Raw genomic sequence first — 19306 nt, 5'->3', positions numbered from 1 at the left:
ATGAACTGGACCCTGTTTTTCGTCTTTGTGGTTGTGCTCGGTCTGCTGCCCGTGGTCTGGCCCGACCCTTACGTGCTGTCGGTCATGGGCTCGGCGGGGATCATGATCATCGCGGCCATCAGCCTCAACCTGCTGCTGGGTTACACCGGGCAGCTATCGCTGGGCCACGCGGCCTTCTTCGGTATCGGCGCCTACACCAGCGCATTGATGTCGCTCGGTTTCAGCGTCGACCTGGGCTTCGGCCTGACCTGGCAGGTGGACGCCAAACCTGTCTGGATCGCCTTCCTCACGGCAATTGTCGTCACCGGCTTTTTCGGCTGGCTGGTGGGCAAGCTGGCGTTCAAGGTTCGCGGTGCCTATTTCGTGGTCATCACCATCAGTTTCGCCCAGGTCATGCGGATGATTTCGCTGAACTGGACCGACCTGACCGAAGGTCCCATGGGCCTGATCTCGATTCCGGCACTGACACTCTGGGTGCCTGGGGAAGGCGTCATATCGCTCACCTCCAAGGCGGCCATCTACTGGCTGGTACTGGCCATCGGTATCCTGGCTTACCTGCTGGTCGCGATGCTGGTCAATTCCCGCCAGGGTCGCGCCATGATTGCCCTACGTGAGAACGAGACCCTGGCCACCTCGGTCGGCATTCCCGTGACCTATTTCCTGGCCCTGGCCACCATTATCTCCGCGGCAATTGCCGGTGCCGCTGGTGGCCTCTACTCGCACACGGTCCGTATCATCGATCCCGACGTCTTCCTGTTCATCTACACGGTCACCATGGTGATCATGGTGATTGCCGGCGGTAAAGGCACCCTGGGCGGCCCGGTGATCGGCGGCCTGATCTTTGGCCTGATGCCCGAACTGCTGCGGGGTGTCGTCGGGCCGGAAGTCCAGTGGGTGATCTATGGCGTCACGATGATCGCGATCCTGCTCTTCCTGCCGAGAGGCCTGGTGCCTGCCTTTTATGACTTCATCGCCTGGCTGCGCAAACCGGGCGCGGAACAGCCACGCAAGTCCAAATCATCACTGGTCCAGGGAGCGAACTCATGAACAGCACGACCGAAGCCGTCCAGCCGGGCCGCACCGTGCTGTCACTGGACGGTATTACCATGAAGATCGCCGGTCTGGTGGCACTGGACAACGTCACGTTCAGCATTCCGGCGGGCCAGATCGTCAGCCTGATCGGCCCCAACGGCGCCGGCAAGACCACCGCTTTCAATGTCATTTCCGGGTACATGCCGCCCACGGCCGGCAGCGTGCATCTGTTCGATGCCGATATCACCGGCCACTCGCCCCATAGCATTGCCTCCCGCGGACTGGTGCGCAGCTTCCAGCGAACCAGCGTGTTTGACGATCAAACGGTGTTCGACAACCTGCTGACCGCCTACCACCTGCAGGGCCGGACCTCACTGCTGCAATCGCTGCTCAGGCTAACGGCCTTCCGCAAGGAAGAAGCCGAACTGCGCACCAAGGTGGAGGGCATGCTGGATTTCCTCGACCTGCGCCATCGCGCCGATGAACGGGCAGGGTCACTGTCCTACGGCGAGCAGCGCATCCTCGGGGTTGGCATCGCCCTCGCCGCCAGTCCAAAGATCCTGCTGCTGGACGAGCCGGCGGCGGGACTGAATCCGTCCGAAACCGATGCCTTCAAGGCCATGATCCGACGTATCGGCGATTCCGGCGTGACGGTGCTTCTGGTGGAGCACGACATGCACATGGTGATGTCGATTTCGGACCATATCGTCGTACTCAATCAGGGCAGGGTCATTGCCGAAGGGGATCCGCAGGCGATCCAGACCAACCCGGATGTCATCGAAGCCTATCTGGGCTCGGGGGTGAAACATGCTCAAGCTTGAAAACGTAACGGTCTGCTACGGCGCCACCGTGGCGGTGGACAACGTATCCATGGACGTGAATGAAGGGGAGTTCGTGACCCTGATCGGCGCCAATGGCGCCGGCAAGTCCACCACGCTCCGGGCGATCAGTGGCCTTGAGCCCGTGCGCAGCGGCCGCATCCTGTTCGAGGGGGAACCGATCCAGAACGCCGCCCCGCAGGACATTATCCGCCTGGGCATCGCCCATTGCCCGGAAGGCCGGCGGGTCTTTCCCCAACTGACGGTTCGGGAAAACCTGGAGATGGGCGCCTTCCGGCGCTTCGACCGCCAGGGCATCAAAACCGACATCGACCGCATGCTGGGCATGTTCCCGCGCCTGGCCGAACGCATCCGCCAGTCCGCGGGGACGCTCTCCGGCGGCGAACAGCAAATGCTGGCTATCGCCCGGGCCTTGATGTCGCGGCCCCGCCTGGTGATGTTCGACGAGCCGTCCCTGGGTCTGGCGCCGAACTTCGTCGAGCAGGTCTTCAAACTGGTTTCGGAAATCTGCGAGGGCGGGACCACGGTCCTGATGGTCGAGCAGAATGCCTACGCCGCCCTGGAGCTGTGTGACCGGTCGTACCTGCTCAGTACCGGCGAAGTCATGCTCAGTGGGACCGCTGAAGAGATGCTGGCCAACCCGGATATCCGGCGGATCTACCTCGGAGGGGAAGCGGCCAGCGCCTGACACGAACGGCCCGCCACGCGGGCCCTTATTACCTTGCCCTCAAGGCAACTTCAGTGACGCCCGTCCATGATCGTTATTGGCGCTGACGATCTTGCTCATATAGCGGATAAAACGTTCGCGCTCCGCTTTGGTCAACGGCTCGATCGTGCGTTCGTGGGCGCGGCGGGCGCTATCCCCAACCTCGGCGAGCAGCGACTCTCCGGCAGGCGTCAGGCGGGCCAGTTGACGGCGGGCGTCTTCCGTACATTTGCGCCGCTCGATCCAGCCGGCCTTGTCGAGCCTGCGCAACACTTCCGTGGTCGTGGCACGATCGATACCGACCCGCTGACCCAGCCGTTTCTGATCCAGTTCGTCCCCCTGCAAAGCCGTCAGCACACTGTACTGGACGGGCGTTAGCCCATAGGCTTCGCACTCATCGTGGAACAACGCCACGTGAATCTGGTGAAGGCGGCGGATCAGGAAGCCGGGACGCTCCGCGAGAATACCGAGGCGATCCTCCGGCGCCATCTGCGATGCACTGGCCTTGGCTGTCTTTGGCATGGGCGGGACCTCTATTTCCTTGTCGGGCCGGATCTAACGGGCGGTCATTGTTACCTATACCGGCCCGCCAGTGCCAATTAGTAAGTGGATATCGACGTTATAGCAGGCGTCTCAGCCATCGCCTTAAGGCCATCCAGGCCAGCTGGAAAAGGCCCAGGGAGCGGGTCTCCAGAGGCGCCTCACCGGCCATGTGACGGTCAAAGTTAGCCTGGAACTGTTCAATCAGCACACTAACGATTTCTTCCACCAGGCCGCCCCGACTGAACTGGGCCAGGGCCCCACTCATCTCGAAACTGATGGCGACCGTCATCTGGCATTGGGCCTCACCCGCTGCCTCCAGCTGAAACGACAGACTGCCCTTGGCCCTGGAGTTGGAACGGCTGTCCGAACCCTGGCCGTCCACCCGGCCTTGCCAGGTGTCATCGTCGAACGTCGCGGTCCCTTCACCCGCAATACGTGCAGCCACGGGGCCCAGCTTGACGTTGAAGAAACCGGCCAACGTACCGTCGTCGTCCAGACGGGTCAGCTCCGCGCCGGGCAAACAGGCGACGACGGAGGGCAGCTCGTCACGCAGGACGGTCCAGACGGATGCCGGCGGATGCGGCAACTCGAACGTCGACTCGATGCGACGCCCATTACCGTCCACCTGACTACGGGTTGCGGCCCGGCCAGCGGCAGACGCGCCTTCCTCGACCGGTATGGCATCGAGATCACCGAGGTCCAGCGTTTCCAGCGCCGCCACCGGGGCGACTTCGGGTTTCTCGTCCTGATAACCGGCAAGCACGCGCTGGATCGCCCGTACGATACCGACGTAGCCGGTACACCGACATAGATTGCCGCTCAATTCATAGCGGATTCGCTCGTCGTCGATCGTCTGTCCGGCAAACCGGCGGACGATATCCTGGGCGGTAATCAACATGCCCGGGGTGCAAAAACCGCATTGCAACGCATGCTCGGCCGAAAAAGCCTCACGCAGACGAATCATCACCGAATCGTCGTCGTAGGCCTCGATCGTGCGGATGTTGCTGCCCTCGCAACCTACGGCCCACGCCAGGCAAGAGCGTACCGGACGCCCATCCCTGACCACCGTACAGGCCCCACAGATGCCCTGCTCACAGCCAACGTGGGTGCCGGTCAACAACAGATCCTCCCGCACGAAATCGGCGAGGTTACGCCGCGGCTCGACATCCAGGGGCACCGCCCGGTCGTTGATGGTCACGACTTTACTGTTCATGGGTCTGACTCCGCTTCAGCGCCTTGTTCATCACATGCAGGCGAACCGTGATATCCGCCTCCTCCATATCGGGGTACCGTTCGGCCAAGGCGCCGCGCCACGACGCCTGATCGAGCGCATCGCCGCCCGCCAGCAGCAAGGGCGCTCCCGGCAGTGCACCGAAAACGACGCGTTGCCCATCCCCGGTCGCGGCACGAAACACCGCCGCCATGGCGTGGGCCAACTCGCCGGTCTTGCGGCACAGCTTGAAGTAACCAAAGCGGGTATCGGCGGCCACATCCGGAACAAACACCGCGATCAGCAACTCGTCGGGTGATAACGCCGTCTGCATGGCGCCGGTCACGAAATCATCGAGGTACATGCGCCGCCGGGCACTTCCCCGCGATGAGGGTCGCTGGAGGATGACCTGTGCGCCCAGGGCCGTCAGCGTGGTGATCCAGTCCGCAGCCGGGTCGGCATGGGCGAGGCTGCCACCAATGGTGCCGCGACTGCGCACGGCTCGATAGGCAATGCCCCGCGCAATCCGCGGCAGGATACCGCCGGTGTTATCCGGCACGAGTCCGTCTTCAATCTCGGCGTGGGTCACTGCCGCGCCGATCAGGACGCCTCCGGTTATTCGTTGGCAGCCACGCAATTCCCGCAGGATGGCAACGTCCAGCAAGGCGTCCGGCCGCGCCAGGCGTAGATTGAGCATGGGACCGAGGGACTGACCACCCGCGATGGGTCGCACCTCCCCGGCAGTCATCTTCTGGCAGGCATCGGCAAGGTCATCTGCCCGGTGATAGTCAAACGCCTGGGGTTTCATGATGCGGCCTCCACGGGGCTGGCCTCTTCCTGGGGCGTAACAGAGGCCCGGGCAATCGCCCGCAGCAGACGCTGCGGTGTCACCGGCACCTCACAGACTTCCGCACCCAGCGGACGAAGGGCGTCGTTGACCGCGTTGACGATGGCTGCGGGTGGGCCAATCGCACCGCTTTCACCAATGCCTTTCTGACCGAACTCGGTATAGGGCGACGGGGTCTCCATATGATCGATCGCCACAGCCGGTACTTCGGTCGCCCCCGGCAACAGGTAATCCGCCAGCGTCGAGGCGAGAGGCTGGCCATTCCGATCAAACGGCATTTCCTCATACAGGGCGGTGCCGATGCCCTGGGCGATGCCGCCGTAGACCTGGCCATCCACGATCATCGGGTTGACCAGCACCCCGCCATCCTCGACCACCACATAATCAAGAATCTCGGTGCTGCCAAGCTCCGGATCCACGGCGACCACGACCGCATGGCATGCGTAGCTGAAGGTGCCGCTGTCCCGGCCGGTCTTGTAACCCAGGGTGACTTCCAGTCCACCCGAATCGACGTTGTCGGGCAGGTGCTGCGGTTTGAGATACCAGGTACGCGCCACATCATGCAGGCTGACGGTCCCGTGACCCTGGGTGGTCGATACCACGCCGTCAGCGACCGTGACTGAGTCGACCGGCACATCCAGCAGGCGGGCTCCGATATTGGCCACCCGCTCCGCCAGCGTTCGGCAGGCCCTGGCCACCGCACCGCCCGCCATAACCATGCAACGGGACCCCCAGGTGCCGGTGGAATACGGTGTCAAAGCCGTGTCACCGTGAATGACCCGGACACGGTCCGTGTCGATGCCGAGGATTTCCTCGGCCACCTGGGCCAATGTGGTTTCCAGGCCCTGGCCGTGGGAATGGATACCCACCCGCACCTCAAGGGCGCCATCAGGGGTCAGGCGCACGACAGCCTGCTCATGGCCGGGCACCATGGGAATGCCCCATCCGGCATAGACCGACGTACCGTGGGCGGATTGTTCGCAGAAGATGGCCATGCCGACACCGATCAGCCGACCGTCTTCCTCGGGCGTCTTCTGGCGCTCGCGCACCGCCTTGAGGTCGACGGCCGCCACCGCACGACGCAGGCATTCGGGGTAGTCGCCACTGTCGAAATGCTTACCGGTAATATTGTCGAACGGCATGGATTCCGGCCGGATCAGGCATTCCATACGCACATCTGAAGGCTCACGTCCCGCCGCCCTTGCCAGCGCATCCATGGTCAGTTCCATGGCAAAACAGACCCCGGTTCGGGCCACACCGCGGTATGGCAGGATCGGCGGTTTGTTGGTCGCCGTGGATGTGGTACTGCAACGGTAAGCCTTGAAATCGTAGGGCCCAGGCAGGATGCTGGCGACCTGGGCACCTTCCAGACAGGCAGAAAACGGGTAGGCGGAATACGCACCGGCGTCCACCACGGCTGTCGTGTCCAGGGCCAACAGGCGTCCCTGTTCGTCACCGTAGGCCGTGACGTGATAATGGTGCTCGCGGCAATTGGCGTTGGCCGTCAGCTGTTCGCGGCGATCCTCAAGCCAGCGGATCGGACGGCGCAGATGCATTGCCAGCCAGGCGGCGCAGACTTCCTCCGGCAACAGAATACCTTTGTAGCCGAAACCGCCGCCGACATCCGGGGCCACCACGCGAATCTGCTCGTGACTCAATCCCAGGCAATCGCACAGGCCAGTGCGGACGATATGAGGCATCTGGGTCGAGGTGTAGACCTGCAGCTGCTCCAGACGACTGTCCCAAAACGCCACCACGCCGCGCCCCTCCATCGGCGACATGCATTGACGTGCCGTACGGTACTCGCGCTCGATCTTGATGGCAGCCTCCCGCCGGACCGACTCGATATCACCCTCCACCAGCGTGTGCTGGAATACATTGTCGCCCCAGTGGTTATGCACCAGCGGCGCCTCCGGCTTGAGGGCGTCGAGCATGTCGGATACCGCGGACAGGGTTTCGATATCGAGATCGATGGCATCCGCCAGATCTTCGGCTGCGGCCCGGTTCGGGGCGACGCAGGCTGCGATCAGCTCACCGACATAACGCACCTTGTCTCCGGCAAGGATCGGTTGCTCCGATGACTTGAAGCCGGGCAGGGCAGAGTCCGCGAGAATACCCTTAACACCCGCCAGGTCGCCCGCCGCGAAGACCCGATCGTCGGCGCCGGGTGGCTTGGACAACGACTTCAGTTTTCCGTGTGCCACCGGGCTACGCAGGAATGCCAGTTCAAGCATGCCGGGCATGGCCATGTCGCCCACATACTCGCCCCGCCCTCTCATATAGCGGTCGTCTTCCTTTCGCACCTTCCTGGCCCCGACACCGCGGGTTACCGGGATTCTGTCAGCTTGCTCGTCTTGCACCTTCCATCCCTCCGGAAAATGGCTTCCGCAATCAAAAAATTTCGTCTTCTAAAACGGCAACTTGCTGTAAATAGTAAAAATCAATCCAGCAAATTAATCAGTACACTGTGTATTTTTATGAAATCACTGTATAACATTAATCAGTGTACTGCATATTTTTTTGAGCCTATCGGCACCTGGGACGGTACAAGGCACGATCCATGCCTGCCGTCGGAGAAAGAGGAGAATGCTTATGCAAGGCAGACCCTACGATCTGCTGTTGAAAGGGGGTCGCGTCGTCGATCCTGCGCAACGCCTCGACCGCACTCTGGACGTCGCCATCAAGGACGGGCGGATTGCAGCGCTTGAGACCGGCCTGGCACCGGAGCTGGCCAACGAGGTCATCGACGCTGACGGTAAGCTGGTCACCCCTGGCCTGATCGATACCCATGCCCATATCTTCGAGCACGTCACCGGTCGTTTCGGGCTCAATCCCGACAGCTGTGGCGTCCGTGCCGGCGTTTCCACGCTGGTCGATCAGGGCGGTCCCAGCCTGATGACCCTGCCTGCATTCCGCCACTATGTGGCAGAGCCTTCCGCCAGTCGCGTGCTGTGCTTCCTGTCCGCCTATCTGGTGGGCGGCCTTGAAGGGCACCACTACCCGCAACTCTATAGTCCCGAGGACGTCGACGTTAAGCGCACCATCGAGATCGGTCTCGCCAATCGCGACCTGGTCAAGGGCATCAAGGCGCATGCGGAGGTCGGCGGCAAGTCCCGCTGGGGCATGGAGGTGATCAAGCAGGCCCGGGACATCGCCCGGGGTATTGGCGTGCCGCTCTATATCCACCTGGGCCAGCTTTGGCCGGAGGCGGGCAAGGGGATCGACGACCCCGATACGGTGATCGAAGAACTGGTTCCGATCATGCAGGAAGGCGATATCCTTGCCCATCCCTTTACCCGTCATCCGGGAGGGTTCATCTCCTGCAAGACCGGCGAACTGCATCCCATCATCCGCGAGGGGCTTGACCGTGGCTTGCGGGTCGACGTCGGCCATGGCTCCCATTTCAGTTTCGAGATGGCGCAGAAGGTGATCGAAGCCGGCATTCTGCCCAATACGCTGGGCGCCGACATGCACGGGTATAACACCGACGCCGGTCAGGTAAAGGCGACCAACCGGGAGTCCAACCCGTTCTTCGGCAAGACCCGGTTCTGCCTGACCCATGCCATGACGGAGCTGCTGGCCCTGGGCATGCCGCTGACGGACGTGATCGCCACAGCCACCAGCAATGCCGCCGGAATGCTGGGGATCGACGACGAAGTCGGCAGCCTCACCGTCGGCAAGGTTGCGGATGTTGCGGTGTTGGAGCGGGAAACCGGACGTTTCACACTGTCGGACAACAGCGGCGTGACCGTGGCGGCAACGGAGGCGATTCGCCCGGTGTTCTCGCTGCGCGAAGGCATCCGCTTTGACGTCGATAGCCCCGTGGTCGTCGAGCCGATGGACCTCGCAAGCTGAGCCATGGACGATGCGTCGGTTCTGCAGGCTGCCCTGGCGTTCCACCGGCGGGATGGTGGCGTGGCCCTGGTAACCCTGATCAATCGCCAGGGTTCATCGCCCCGCCCGCTGGGCAGCCAGATGGCAGTATCGGCGGCGGGAGAATGTGTAGGCAGTCTCACCGGCACCGGTTGCGCGGAGCAACTGATCATCCATGAGGCGCAGGCCGCTCTGACTGCCGGAGAAAACCGGATCCTGCGCCTGGGTGAAGGATCTTCCTACATCGACATTCGCCTGCCCTGTGGCGCGGGCATCGACCTGCATATCGACACACAGATCGACGCTGACGTATTGGCTGAGCTAGTCAAGGCTCACGAAGCACGTCATCCCGCTGCGCTGGAAACCGATCGGGACAAGGGAATCCAGCACTGCACAGCATGCCTTTCAGACAAACCACTCGCGTCACGCTCTTTCCGACGCTGGCTCTATCCCCCATTGCGTCTTGTGGTGATCGGCAAAGGCAACATTGCCATAGCCCTGAGCTGTATTGCTATCGCCAGTGGCTACGCCGTCGACATGATCTCACCGGATCAGGCCACGCTGCTGAGCGCCGGTGAAGCAGGGGCCCAAACGACCCGCTTGCCCACGGCCAATCTCTTCTGCGCGCCGATGCTCGATGCCTGGACTGCCGCCGTCACCCTTTTTCATGACCATGAATGGGAGCTGCCCATCCTCAATACCCTTCTCAACAGTCCCTGTTTTTATCTGGGCGCGCTGGGAAGTCGCAGTACCCATGCCCAGCGGCTGTCAGCCCTTCATGATTTGGGATGGATCAACGCCGGGCGGCGTCTGCATGGCCCCGTTGGCCTGGATATCGGGGCACAAACGCCAAATGAAATCGCCCTGTCTATTCTTGCTGAAATAACGCAGAGCTTCCGGGCAACGGAACGTCCACTGCTGGAAATCGGGCCAGATTTCGTGCTTAACACCCAAACCACTACGTGCTGGTAGGCCGTGCCGTTGGCCGGGTTTCAGGCGGCTGTTCCGTCTCTCTCCGCAGCAAGCGGTCTCCGGCATACTCCGGCGGCCCAAACAGCACCCGCCCGCGTTCCTTCAGCGTCAGCCCCGGCGCCACCAGATCCCGGAACATGTCCCGCCATTCGTGGAAGTTGAGCGTCACCGGGTTGTGGCTGTGGATCTGGCGCGGGATGCCGTAGTCCGGTCGGTCCGCGTCGTCCTCTTCCACGAAGGTGCCGAACAGGCGGTCCCAGATAATCAGGATGCCGCCGTAATTGCGGTCGATGTACTTCGGGTTGCGGCCGTGATGGGCGCGGTGGTGGGAGGGGGTGTTCAGGATCCATTCCAGCGGGCCCAGTTTGCCCACGGTCTGGGTGTGGATAAAGAACTGGTAGGCGAGGCTGATGGCTACGGCGAAGATCACCGTCTCCGGCGGAAAGCCGATGAAGACGATGGGCAGCCAGAACAGCCACATGCCGGTGATGGGGTAGGTCACGCTCTGGCGGAAGGCGGTGGAGAGGTTCAGTTTTTCCGACGAGTGATGCACCACGTGGGAACACCAGAACCAGCGGACGCGGTGGTGGGCGCGATGGAACCAGTAGTAGACGAAATCCTGCACCAGGAACAGCAGCGCCACCGACCAGGCGGTAAACGGAATCTCGAACAGGCGCACGTCGAACAGGGCGTTGTACACGACGATGGTGGCCAGGGCGGCGATCACGTCGCTGGCCTGGTAGAGACCGGCCAAGGTCATGTTGCTGAGCGTATCCGCCCAGGTGTAGCCCGCGCTGGGGTACTCCGTTCGATGCTGACGCAGATGCCGCCACTCGCCCGCCATGGCCAGGAAGAAGGCCGGCGCCAGGGCCAGGGTCACCAGGTGCGGGTCGAAGCCCAGCAGGTCGGTCAGGGGGGTCGGGGACATACGCGCTCCAGCTTATCATTGTACTGGACCCAGTATGTCACCGGAGGGCGTCGGGACCGGTGACCGATCCCGACGTTTTCACTGGCCGATCACGTCAATGCAGCTTAAGGCGCGGATGCATGGCACGGCTGATCTTGTCCATCAGCCAGATCACGCCGGTGCGCAGCGGGCCGTGCAGGGCCATCTGGTGCATGCGGTAGAGGGACACGTAGAACAGGCGCGCCACCTTGCCCTCAATGTACATGCTGCGTCCGGACAGGTTGCCCATCAGGTTGCCGACGGTGGTGTAGCGGCTGAAGTTGATCAGCGAACCATGATCGTTGTAGACGAACGGCACCGCCTCGTCGCCCTTGAGGCGATTCACCAGGGTCTTGAACAGGGTATCGGCCATCTGGTGCGCAGCCTGGGCGCGGGGCGGCACTGACCGCTCGGAGTTGGGCTGCGGGCAGGCGGCGCAGTCGCCCAGGGCGAAGATGTTCGCGTCCTGCGTCGTCTGCAGGGTCTGCTCGGTAACCAGCTGGTTGCCACGGGTGGTTTCCAGGCCCAGCTCCGCCAGGAACGCCGGCGCCTTGATCCCCGCCGCCCAGATGGTCATGTCCGAAGGCAGTTCGGTGCCGTCCTTCATGACGATGCTCTGGGCACGTACTTCGCTGACCGGCTGGCCGGTGAGCACATCCACCTTCTGGCGTTCGAGCTCCTTGGTGGCCGCCACCGACAGGCGCGGCGGCAGGGCCGGCAGGATACGATCGGCCGCTTCCACCAGTGAGATGCTGACGTCCTCCGGACGCAGATGGTTCATGCCGTAGACCGGCAGCTCCCTCGACGCCAGACGCAGCTCGGCGGCCAGCTCCACGCCGGTGGCGCCGGCGCCGATGATGGTGATCGGCAAGGCATGATCCCGGCCCAGCTCACCCTCGTGGTTCTTGCGCAGGAAGGCGTTGAGCATCAGGTTATGGAAGCGCCGCGCCTGATGCAGGCTGTCCAGGAACATGCAGTTCTCCTGGGCGCCAGGGGTGCCGAAATCGTTGGCGGTGCTGCCCACGGCGATCACCAGGGTGTCGTAGGGGATGTGGCGTTCGGGGACGACTTCCTCGCCGTCCTCATCGTGGAACGGGTTGATGACAATCTGCCGCTTGTCGCGATCCAGGCCGCCCATTTCCCCGAGTTGGAATTCGTAATGGTGCTTGCGGGCGTGGGCCCGATAGTTGATCTCGTTGGTACTGGCGTCGAGGGAGCCGGACGCAACCTCGTGCAGCAGCGGTTTCCAGACGTGGGTCAGCCCGGCGTCCACCAGGGTAATGCGGGCTTTCTGGCGCTTGCCGAGTTTGTCGCCAAGACGGGTGGCAAGTTCGAGGCCGCCGGCGCCACCGCCGACCACCACGATGTGGTGCAGTTTTTCCATGCTGATTTCCCGATAAGAAAAGACAGCCAAAAGCTCCGCAAAGCCCTTGGCTGTCTTCACTCCCAGGCGGGTCGTCATCGTAGCGGTGGGAGGGCGTACGGCTCAATGCGACTTCCGGGTGTGATGATACGGCACTGCGACGCATGCACCAAGGCCCGTTGCTGATCTGCATCGGCATTCATGCCGCCGCCAGCGGGACTGGACACAGGGAAAAACAGCCTGTTACAACGTAGAAGACACCCGAGAGGGCACGATGGCTGTCGCTGGACACGGGCGCCACCGTTGCCAACATCCCCCAGAAGGAGCTAACCGTGAAACTTCAAGTGAAAGGTATCAGCGAGGGTCAGCCGGTTCCCGAGACCTTTGCATTCGGTGTCTACAGCGAGGCCGATCATATGAGCTTCGGCCCCAACCGCAACCCCGAAATGGCGTGGTCCGACGCACCGGAAGGTACCAAGAGCTTCGTCATCATGATGTTTGATCCGGACGTGCCCAGCGTCGCCGATGACGTCAATCAGGAAGGCCGGACCGTTTCCAGTGACATCCCCCGCGTCGACTTCTTCCACTGGCTGCTGGTGGATGTGCCGGCCGACACCTCCCTGATCCCGGAAGGCGCCGACAGCGACGGCGTGATCCCCAAGGGCAAGAAAGGCGGCCCCGGCCCCATCGGCGTCCGCGGTGTGAACACCTACACCCACTTCCTGGCCGGCAACCCGGACATGGCCGGCACCTACGCCGGTTACGACGGCCCCTGCCCGCCGTGGAACGACGAGATCGTGCACCGCTACCACTACGAAGTCCACGCGCTGGACGTCGAGTCGCTGGGCCTGGACGGCGAGTTCGAGGGCGACGCCGTGCGCGAAGCCATGAAAGGCCACGTGCTGGCCAGTGCCCGGGTGACCGGCACCTACACCCTGAACCCGGATCTGCGCTGATCCGGAAAACGGCAACGCAGACCACAAAACGCGGACGACAAAAGGGGCACGCCGAAAAGCGTGCCCCTTAATTTTTGCCCGGCACCTTGCCGAATTCAGGCGCCCCCTGATCAGTGATGCAGGATCTGCTTCAGGAACTGCTGGGTCCGCGCTTCCTGCGGGTTGTTGAAGAACGACTGCGGCGGCGCGGATTCGACGATCTCGCCGCCGTCCATGAAGATCACCCGGTCCGCCACGGTCTTGGCAAAGCCCATCTCGTGGGTGACGCAGAGCATGGTCATGCCGCTGCTGGCCAGTTCGATCATGGTGTCGAGCACCTCCTTGATCATCTCCGGGTCCAGCGCCGACGTGGGTTCGTCGAACAGCATGATCTTGGGCTTCATACACAGCGCCCGGGCGATGGCCACCCGCTGCTGCTGACCGCCGGAGAGCTGCCCCGGGTACTTGTGGGCCTGGTCCGGGATCTTGACGCGGCGCAGGTATTCCATGGCCGTTTCCTCGGCCTCCTTGCGCGGCGTCTTGCGCACCCAGATGGGCGCCACGCAGCAGTTCTCCAGCACGGTCATGTGCGGGAACAGGTTGAAGTGCTGGAACACCATGCCCACTTCCCGGCGCACGTTGTCGATCTGGCGGATGTCGTCGGTCAGCTCCACGCCGTCCACCACGATTTTGCCCTGCTGGTGTTCCTCCAGCCGGTTGATGCAGCGGATAAAGGTGGACTTGCCCGACCCCGACGGGCCGCAGATGACGATGCGTTCGCCCTGGGCCACTTCCAGGTTGAGGTCCTTGAGCACGTGGAAGCTGCCGTACCACTTGTGCATGCCTTCCACGCGGATAATGGTCTGTTCGCTCTTGGCGGAACCCACCACCGACTGGTCCGGCGCGGTTTCGATCTGTTCACTCATGTTCATATCCATCAGGTCCTGTGACCGGTATCAAGCTTGCGTTCAAGGTTCTGGCTGTAACGGGACATGCCGAAGCAGAAGATCCAGAAACAGAAGGCGACGAAGACATAGCCTTCGATGGCCACGTTCTGCCAGGCCGGGTCGGTGATCGTCGACTGCACCGTGCCCAGCACGTCGAACAGGCCGATGATCAGCACCAGGGTGGTGTCCTTGAACAGCGCGATGAAGGTGTTGACGATGCCGGGAATCACCAGCTTGAGCGCCTGGGGCAGCACGATCAGCCCCATTTTCTTCCAGTAGCCCAGGCCCAGGGCACTGGCCGCCTCGTACTGGCCGCGGGGAATGGCCTGCAGGCCGCCCCGCACCACTTCCGCCATGTAGGCCGACTGCCACAGGGTGATGCCGATCAGCGCCCGCAGCAGCTTCTCGAAGTTCATGCCTTCGGGCAGGAACAGCGGCAGCATCACCGAGGCCATGAACAGCACGGTGATCAGCGGCACCGCCCGCCAGACTTCGATGAACACCACGCAGAGTCCGCGGATGATCGGCATCTCCGAGCGTCGGCCCAGGGCCAGCAGGATGCCGATTGGCAGCGACGCCAGGATCCCCACGTAGGCCAGGATCAGGGTCAGCATCAGCCCGCCCCACTTGTTGGTGGGTACTGCCTCCAGCCCGAACAGGCCGCCGGGGATCAGGATGTAACCGGCGATCGGCAAACCGATCAGCCCGAACAACCCGAGCCAACGCCGCGCCGGAAAGCGCTCGATGAACTGCGGGATGAACACCATCGCCAGCAGGGCGAACATGATGTCCACGCGCCACTGCAGCTCGTCCGGGTAGAACCCGTAGATGAAAAAGTTCAGCCGCTGGTTGATGAACAGCCAGCAGGCCCCGTCGCCGACGCAGTCGCTGGGCGACTCGCCGGTGAACGTGGCGCCGAACAGCACCCAGTTGAGCAACGGGCCGGCGCTGGTGACCACCAGATAGCCGACCACCAGCGTCAACACGGTGTTGTACCAGGTGTTGAAGAGGTTCTGGCGCACCCACTGCACCGGCGCGAACGGGCGCTTGGGAGGCGCGATTGCTGCTTCGCTCATCATCTCTCCTTAAGCGCGACGGCGCGGTTGTAGATGTTCATGAACAGGGAAATCAGCAGACTGATGGTGAGGTAGACGCCCATGGTCATGGCGACCACTTCCACCGCCTGACCGGTCTGGTTGAGGGTCGTGCCCATGAACACGGCGACCAGATCGGGATAGCCGATGGCCGTCGCCAGCGACGAATTCTTCACCAGGTTCAGGTACTGACTGGTCAGCGGCGGGATGATCACGCGCATGGCCTGGGGAATCACCACCAGACGCAGGGTCAGGCCGGAACGAAGGCCCAGGGCCTGGGCGGCTTCGGTCTGGCCCTTGCTGACCGCCATGATCCCGGAGCGCACGATCTCGGCGATGAACGAGGCCGTGTAGAGGGACAGGGCCACCCACAGGGCCGCCAGCTCGGGGATCAGCGTGATCCCGCCACCGAAGTTGAAGCCCTTGAGCTCGGGGATCTCCCACTGCAACGGGCCGCCAGCGGCCAGGTAGGCCAATACCGGCACCCCGATCAGCACCGCGAGGCCCACCTTCACCGTGGGGAACACCTGGCCAGTGGCCAACTGGCGTTTCTTGGCCCAGCGCTTGATGATCACCACCGCCACGATGGCCACCACAATGGCCGCCGTCACCACGCCGAAGCCCGGCTGGGCGAGGGGCTCGGGCATGTAGAAGCCGCGATTGTTGAGGAAGAACAGGCCGCCGATGTCCACGCTCTGCCGGGGCGATGGCAGGTTGCGCAGGACCGCGAAGTACCAGAAGAAAATCTGCAACAGCAACGGAATGTTGCGCAGGATCTCGACATACGCCAGCGCCAGCTTGGCGATCAGCCAGTTGCTCGACAGTCGCGCCACGCCGATCAGGAAGCCCAGGATCGTGGCGGCCACGATGCCCATGCCGGAGACCAGCAATGTGTTGAGCAGCCCCACCCAGAAGGTACGACCGTAGGAATAGGTCGCATCGTAGGGGATCAGGCTCATGATGATGCCGAAGCCGGCGGACTGGTCGAGGAAGCCGAAGCCGGTACTGATACCGCGGCTTTCCATATTGGCCAGCGTGTTGTCGATCAGCGCCCAGCCACCCCAGAACACGGCGGCTATGGCGATCAGTTGGAAAAACAGGGCTCGCACCCGTGGATCGTTCCACGGCTTGGAGCGGGACGGTTTCAGGGGAAGTGTTTGTTCGTTCATGCAAATCCCGGACAGCACCCTTGGGGTAGCGAGGGTGCTGCAAAAGCTACTGCACTCGGTCAGGCCGCGTTGAAAATTGCGTCAAGATGCTCATTTATTACCAATAAATGGCGCTCTATCCTTAATTTTCGCCTTGCCTGACCTTCGCCCGCGACGCTTTTGCAACACCCCCTAAACGGTGTCTATGACAAACACCGGCGAGGATCACCCGCCGGTGTCCGGTGGTTCTCGGGACTTAGCGCATCGGCGGCGCGTACATGATGCCGCCTTCGGTCCACAGGGCGTTCAGGCCGCGGTCCAGATCCAGCGGCGTGCCCGGGCCGACGTTACGGTTGTACATTTCACCGTAGTTACCCACACCCTTGATGACGTCGTAGCCGAAGTCCGCCGGCAGGCCGAGCTTGTCGCCCATGTCGCCGTCGGTGCCCAGCAGGCGCTGGATGTTCGGGTTGTCGGATTTCTTCATATCCTCGACGTTCTCGGAGGTCACACCCAGCTCTTCGGCGTTGATCTGCGCGAACAGCACCCACTTCACGATGTTGAACCACTGGTCGTCACCCTGGCGCACCACCGGGCCCAGCGGCTCCTTGGAAATGGTGTTGGGCAGGATCACCGCACTGGACGGGTCCGCCAGCTTGGAGCGCAGCGCCGCCAGCTGGGAGCGGTCGGAGGTCAGCACGTCACAGCGGCCGGAGGCGAAACCCTGCACCGTCTGCTCGGAGGTGTCGAATACCAGCGGGTTGAACTCCATGTCGTTGGCGCGGAAGTAGTCCGCCAGATTCAGCTCGGTGGTGGTACCCGCCTGAATACAGATGGTGGCGCCGTTCAGTTCCATGGCGTCGCTCACACCCAGATCCTTGCTGACCAGGAAGCCCTGGCCGTCATAATAGTTGGTGCCGGTGAAATTCAGACCCAGGGACGCGTCGCGGGTCAGGGTCCAGGTGGTGTTCCGGGACAGCATGTCGATTTCACCGGACTGCAGCGCGGTGAAACGCTCCTTGGCGGTCAGCGGGGTGAACTCCACAGCCTTGGGGTCGCCGAAGATGGCGGCTGCAACCGCACGGCAGGTGTCCACGTCAATGCCGGTCCAGTTGCCCTTGTCGTCCGGCTGGGAGAAGCCCGGCAGGCCAGTGGTGACACCACATTGGAGGTGACCTTTTTCCTTGACGCTCTCCAGGGTCGTGGCCGCCATGGCGTTGGTGGCCATCAGCGAGCCCAGCAGCGTAGCCGTTCCTGCAGCGAGTGTGATCAGTTTTTTCATTATCAGTCGTCTCCGAATATCGGTTGTGTGCATAGCAAACCCGCAACAGCAAGGCCTAAGCCAGAATTTGCAGGTGCTTGATTTTGTTGTCGTTAATGAACGCTATTGCGCATAACCACGGTTTAGGACCGTTCGGGCCACTCCATTTCGCCCTACACTAGTGCACGGCAATTTCCCACCGGCGCGCGAGCGGTCTGCTTACAGGATAGGAGAAAATTCGAAAATGCACCGAGTTGGGGAGCACAAGATTGTAAAACTGTGTTTTTTCCGCCGATACAGGTGCTTGTCCGAGTGCTTCCTTTTGGCGCCCCGGCAATCCCTGCGCCACTTTGGACCGAGCGCCCTGACCCGGACCAACCACACACCATTGATCACCCGCCGCCCGGTCCACGTATAGAATGGCGGAGCCCGTCTGACGAACCGGCGGTTCGATGGAACGGCGTCACGGCCGAGATGTCTATCGCTCGTTTTCCGGATTCGAAACGGAATCGTTATAAAGCTGTGACACCTCCCCGCGAGGTTTCGTCCATATTCAAGGGGTGGGGTGACATACGCTTCGCCAAACAGACTGCTGAATGCACTGGAGTACTCATGCCTTTTTCCGCCAACACGGCACAGCGCATCCCGGCCACCGAGCTGGTCGCACCAAGGCACATCGACAGCTGGACCCACACCCGGGCTGGCGAGCCACGCGGCTACATCGACGCCGACGGGCTGCGGGAGCTCTGGATCCACACCGGCACCGCCTGCAACCTGGCCTGCTCCTTCTGCCTGGAAGGCTCGCATCCCGGTGACGGGCGCATTCCCGGCATGAAGCTGGACGACGTCAAACCGTTTCTGCACGAAGCGCTGGAGCTGGGCGTGGAGCAGTTCTCCTTTACCGGCGGCGAGCCGTTCGTGATCCGCGACTTCATCCACATCCTCGACTACGCCAGCCACCACCGGCCCTGCTTCGTGCTGACCAACGCCACCGACCCGCTGCTCAAACGCACCCACCAGCTGCTGCCCCTGAAGGACAACCCGCATCCCGTCCGCTTCCGGGTGAGCCTGGATTTCCCGGACGCCGCGCGCCATGACGTGGACCGGGGCGAGGGCAGTTTCGCCAAGGCGCTGGAGGGCATCCGCTGGCTGCATAAGCACGGTTTCGCGGTCTCCATCGCCCGCCAGAGCGAGGCCGACGAGGACCCGGAACAGGTGGAGGCCGCCTTCCGGTCTATTTTCCGCGAGCACGGCATTCCCGAGGACCTGGCGTTCACCGCTTTCCCGGATTTCGGCACCCCCGGCTCGGAGGACGGCAGCCCGGAGATCACCGAAACCTGCATGGAAAAGTACCCAACGCGGGAGAGTCAGGCCCACTTCATGTGCAGCAACACCCGCATGCTGGTGAAAAAAGACGATCGCGTGCGGGTCTATGCCTGCACGCTGGTGGATGACGACCCCGATTACGACCTGGGCGGCACGCTGAAAGAGAGCCTGGACACGCGCATCATGCTGCGCCACCACCGCTGCTTCGCCTGCTACCGCTTCGGCGCCAGCTGCAGCGCACCGGAATAGGCCTACGGACGTCCC

General features: G+C 62.7%; 17 protein-coding genes. 7 read left to right on the top strand and 10 right to left on the bottom strand.

The genetic code is table 11. The features are described from left to right. From GQB00_RS17925 to GQB00_RS17915, 3 genes are read left to right on the top strand one after another with little or no spacing between them, the layout of a single operon-like run. Entirely contained in the window at positions 1-1047 is a 1047-nt protein-coding gene (locus GQB00_RS17925; RefSeq protein ID WP_111497123.1) for a branched-chain amino acid ABC transporter permease, read from the top strand. Continuing rightward, positions 1044-1853 (top strand): ABC transporter ATP-binding protein, encoded by an 810-nt coding sequence (locus tag GQB00_RS17920; protein ID WP_111497124.1) that lies wholly within the window; start codon positions 1044-1046, stop codon positions 1851-1853. Before GQB00_RS17925 ends, GQB00_RS17920 begins: the two co-directional genes overlap by 4 nt. After that, entirely contained in the window at positions 1840-2559 is a 720-nt protein-coding gene (locus GQB00_RS17915; RefSeq protein ID WP_111497125.1) for an ABC transporter ATP-binding protein, read from the top strand. Before GQB00_RS17920 ends, GQB00_RS17915 begins: the two co-directional genes overlap by 14 nt. A 39-nt stretch (positions 2560-2598) precedes the next feature. Here the strand turns inward: GQB00_RS17915 and GQB00_RS17910 are convergent, their stop codons facing one another. The 4 genes from GQB00_RS17910 to GQB00_RS17895 all read right to left on the bottom strand — a co-directional run bounded on the left by GQB00_RS17910 (position 2599) and on the right by GQB00_RS17895 (position 7480). Beyond that, positions 2599-3099 (bottom strand): MarR family winged helix-turn-helix transcriptional regulator, encoded by a 501-nt coding sequence (locus tag GQB00_RS17910; protein WP_111497126.1) that lies wholly within the window; start codon positions 3097-3099, stop codon positions 2599-2601. A gap of 97 nt (positions 3100-3196) precedes the next feature. Further along, positions 3197-4333, bottom strand: coding sequence for a xanthine dehydrogenase family Fe-S subunit (locus tag GQB00_RS17905; RefSeq protein ID WP_165857305.1), 1137 nt, complete (start codon positions 4331-4333; stop codon positions 3197-3199). Then, the gene (locus GQB00_RS17900; RefSeq protein WP_165857304.1) at positions 4323-5138 is read right to left on the bottom strand and encodes an FAD binding domain-containing protein; all 816 of its coding nucleotides are present in this window, start codon (positions 5136-5138) and stop codon (positions 4323-4325) included. Before GQB00_RS17900 ends, GQB00_RS17905 begins: the two co-directional genes overlap by 11 nt. After that, positions 5135-7480 carry a xanthine dehydrogenase family protein molybdopterin-binding subunit gene (locus GQB00_RS17895; protein ID WP_323127302.1) on the bottom strand — a complete coding sequence of 782 codons (2346 nt, stop codon included), beginning with the start codon at positions 7478-7480 and terminating at the stop codon, positions 5135-5137. The genes GQB00_RS17900 and GQB00_RS17895 overlap by 4 nt, the downstream gene beginning before the upstream one ends. Before the next feature lie 289 nt (positions 7481-7769). On the opposite strand from GQB00_RS17895, the gene GQB00_RS17890 reads away from it, so the two are divergent. Continuing rightward, positions 7770-9032: an amidohydrolase/deacetylase family metallohydrolase gene (locus tag GQB00_RS17890; RefSeq protein WP_165857302.1), complete on the top strand. Its 1263-nt coding sequence runs from the start codon at positions 7770-7772 to the stop codon at positions 9030-9032. A 60-nt stretch (positions 9033-9092) separates the two neighbouring features. Continuing rightward, positions 9093-10022 carry an XdhC family protein gene (locus GQB00_RS17885; protein ID WP_165857301.1) on the top strand — a complete coding sequence of 310 codons (930 nt, stop codon included), beginning with the start codon at positions 9093-9095 and terminating at the stop codon, positions 10020-10022. Here the strand turns inward: GQB00_RS17885 and GQB00_RS17880 are convergent. Together GQB00_RS17880 and GQB00_RS17875 are read right to left on the bottom strand one after the other, a co-directional pair. After that, positions 10009-10950: a sterol desaturase family protein gene (locus tag GQB00_RS17880; RefSeq protein ID WP_111497132.1), complete on the bottom strand. Its 942-nt coding sequence runs from the start codon at positions 10948-10950 to the stop codon at positions 10009-10011. The two genes, GQB00_RS17885 and GQB00_RS17880, sit on opposite strands and share 14 nt — an antisense overlap. Before the next feature lie 94 nt (positions 10951-11044). Then, entirely contained in the window at positions 11045-12352 is a 1308-nt protein-coding gene (locus GQB00_RS17875; RefSeq protein ID WP_165857300.1) for an NAD(P)/FAD-dependent oxidoreductase, read from the bottom strand. Positions 12353-12663: 311 nt separating this feature from the next. Between GQB00_RS17875 and GQB00_RS17870 the strand changes: the two genes are divergently transcribed. After that, complete coding sequence (locus tag GQB00_RS17870; RefSeq protein WP_111497134.1) at positions 12664-13287, top strand: YbhB/YbcL family Raf kinase inhibitor-like protein; 624 nt, start codon at positions 12664-12666, stop codon at positions 13285-13287. A gap of 110 nt (positions 13288-13397) precedes the next feature. Here the strand turns inward: GQB00_RS17870 and GQB00_RS17865 are convergent, their stop codons facing one another. The 4 genes from GQB00_RS17865 to GQB00_RS17850 form a co-directional block, all read right to left on the bottom strand. After that, positions 13398-14108 carry an amino acid ABC transporter ATP-binding protein gene (locus tag GQB00_RS17865; protein ID WP_111497272.1) on the bottom strand — a complete coding sequence of 237 codons (711 nt, stop codon included), beginning with the start codon at positions 14106-14108 and terminating at the stop codon, positions 13398-13400. A gap of 95 nt (positions 14109-14203) precedes the next feature. Continuing rightward, positions 14204-15289 carry an amino acid ABC transporter permease gene (locus GQB00_RS17860; protein ID WP_111497136.1) on the bottom strand — a complete coding sequence of 362 codons (1086 nt, stop codon included), beginning with the start codon at positions 15287-15289 and terminating at the stop codon, positions 14204-14206. Continuing rightward, entirely contained in the window at positions 15289-16476 is a 1188-nt protein-coding gene (locus GQB00_RS17855; RefSeq protein WP_111497137.1) for an amino acid ABC transporter permease, read from the bottom strand. The genes GQB00_RS17860 and GQB00_RS17855 overlap by 1 nt, the downstream gene beginning before the upstream one ends. Positions 16477-16711: 235 nt before the next feature. Continuing rightward, positions 16712-17737 carry an amino acid ABC transporter substrate-binding protein gene (locus GQB00_RS17850; protein WP_111497138.1) on the bottom strand — a complete coding sequence of 342 codons (1026 nt, stop codon included), beginning with the start codon at positions 17735-17737 and terminating at the stop codon, positions 16712-16714. A 591-nt stretch (positions 17738-18328) separates the two neighbouring features. Here GQB00_RS17850 and GQB00_RS17845 point away from each other — a divergent pair. Next, complete coding sequence (locus GQB00_RS17845; protein WP_165857299.1) at positions 18329-19291, top strand: radical SAM protein; 963 nt, start codon at positions 18329-18331, stop codon at positions 19289-19291. The last annotated feature ends 15 nt before the right edge of the window (positions 19292-19306 follow it).

The organism is Marinobacter sp. JSM 1782161 (assembly GCF_011421605.1).
Taxonomy (GTDB): domain Bacteria; phylum Pseudomonadota; class Gammaproteobacteria; order Pseudomonadales; family Oleiphilaceae; genus Marinobacter_A; species Marinobacter_A bohaiensis.
The sequence above is the reverse complement of the archived record's forward strand: the minus strand, read 5'-3'. Positions and strand labels throughout refer to the sequence as shown.

What these genes read in the sequence shown, in the direction of transcription:
- GQB00_RS17880 (WP_111497132.1), bottom strand. Translation starts at nt 10,950, where the DNA reads ATGTCCCCGACCCCCCTGACCGACCTGCTGGGCTTCGACCCGCACCTG.
- GQB00_RS17850 (WP_111497138.1), bottom strand. Translation starts at nt 17,737, where the DNA reads ATGAAAAAACTGATCACACTCGCTGCAGGAACGGCTACGCTGCTGGGC.
- GQB00_RS17875 (WP_165857300.1), bottom strand. Translation starts at nt 12,352, where the DNA reads ATGGAAAAACTGCACCACATCGTGGTGGTCGGCGGTGGCGCCGGCGGC.
- GQB00_RS17865 (WP_111497272.1), bottom strand. Translation starts at nt 14,108, where the DNA reads ATGCACAAGTGGTACGGCAGCTTCCACGTGCTCAAGGACCTCAACCTG.
- GQB00_RS17855 (WP_111497137.1), bottom strand. Translation starts at nt 16,476, where the DNA reads ATGAACGAACAAACACTTCCCCTGAAACCGTCCCGCTCCAAGCCGTGG.
- GQB00_RS17920 (WP_111497124.1), top strand. Translation starts at nt 1,044, where the DNA reads ATGAACAGCACGACCGAAGCCGTCCAGCCGGGCCGCACCGTGCTGTCA.
- GQB00_RS17910 (WP_111497126.1), bottom strand. Translation starts at nt 3,099, where the DNA reads ATGCCAAAGACAGCCAAGGCCAGTGCATCGCAGATGGCGCCGGAGGAT.
- GQB00_RS17925 (WP_111497123.1), top strand. Translation starts at nt 1, where the DNA reads ATGAACTGGACCCTGTTTTTCGTCTTTGTGGTTGTGCTCGGTCTGCTG.
- GQB00_RS17890 (WP_165857302.1), top strand. Translation starts at nt 7,770, where the DNA reads ATGCAAGGCAGACCCTACGATCTGCTGTTGAAAGGGGGTCGCGTCGTC.
- GQB00_RS17905 (WP_165857305.1), bottom strand. Translation starts at nt 4,333, where the DNA reads ATGAACAGTAAAGTCGTGACCATCAACGACCGGGCGGTGCCCCTGGAT.
- GQB00_RS17900 (WP_165857304.1), bottom strand. Translation starts at nt 5,138, where the DNA reads ATGAAACCCCAGGCGTTTGACTATCACCGGGCAGATGACCTTGCCGAT.
- GQB00_RS17860 (WP_111497136.1), bottom strand. Translation starts at nt 15,289, where the DNA reads ATGAGCGAAGCAGCAATCGCGCCTCCCAAGCGCCCGTTCGCGCCGGTG.
- GQB00_RS17845 (WP_165857299.1), top strand. Translation starts at nt 18,329, where the DNA reads ATGCCTTTTTCCGCCAACACGGCACAGCGCATCCCGGCCACCGAGCTG.
- GQB00_RS17915 (WP_111497125.1), top strand. Translation starts at nt 1,840, where the DNA reads ATGCTCAAGCTTGAAAACGTAACGGTCTGCTACGGCGCCACCGTGGCG.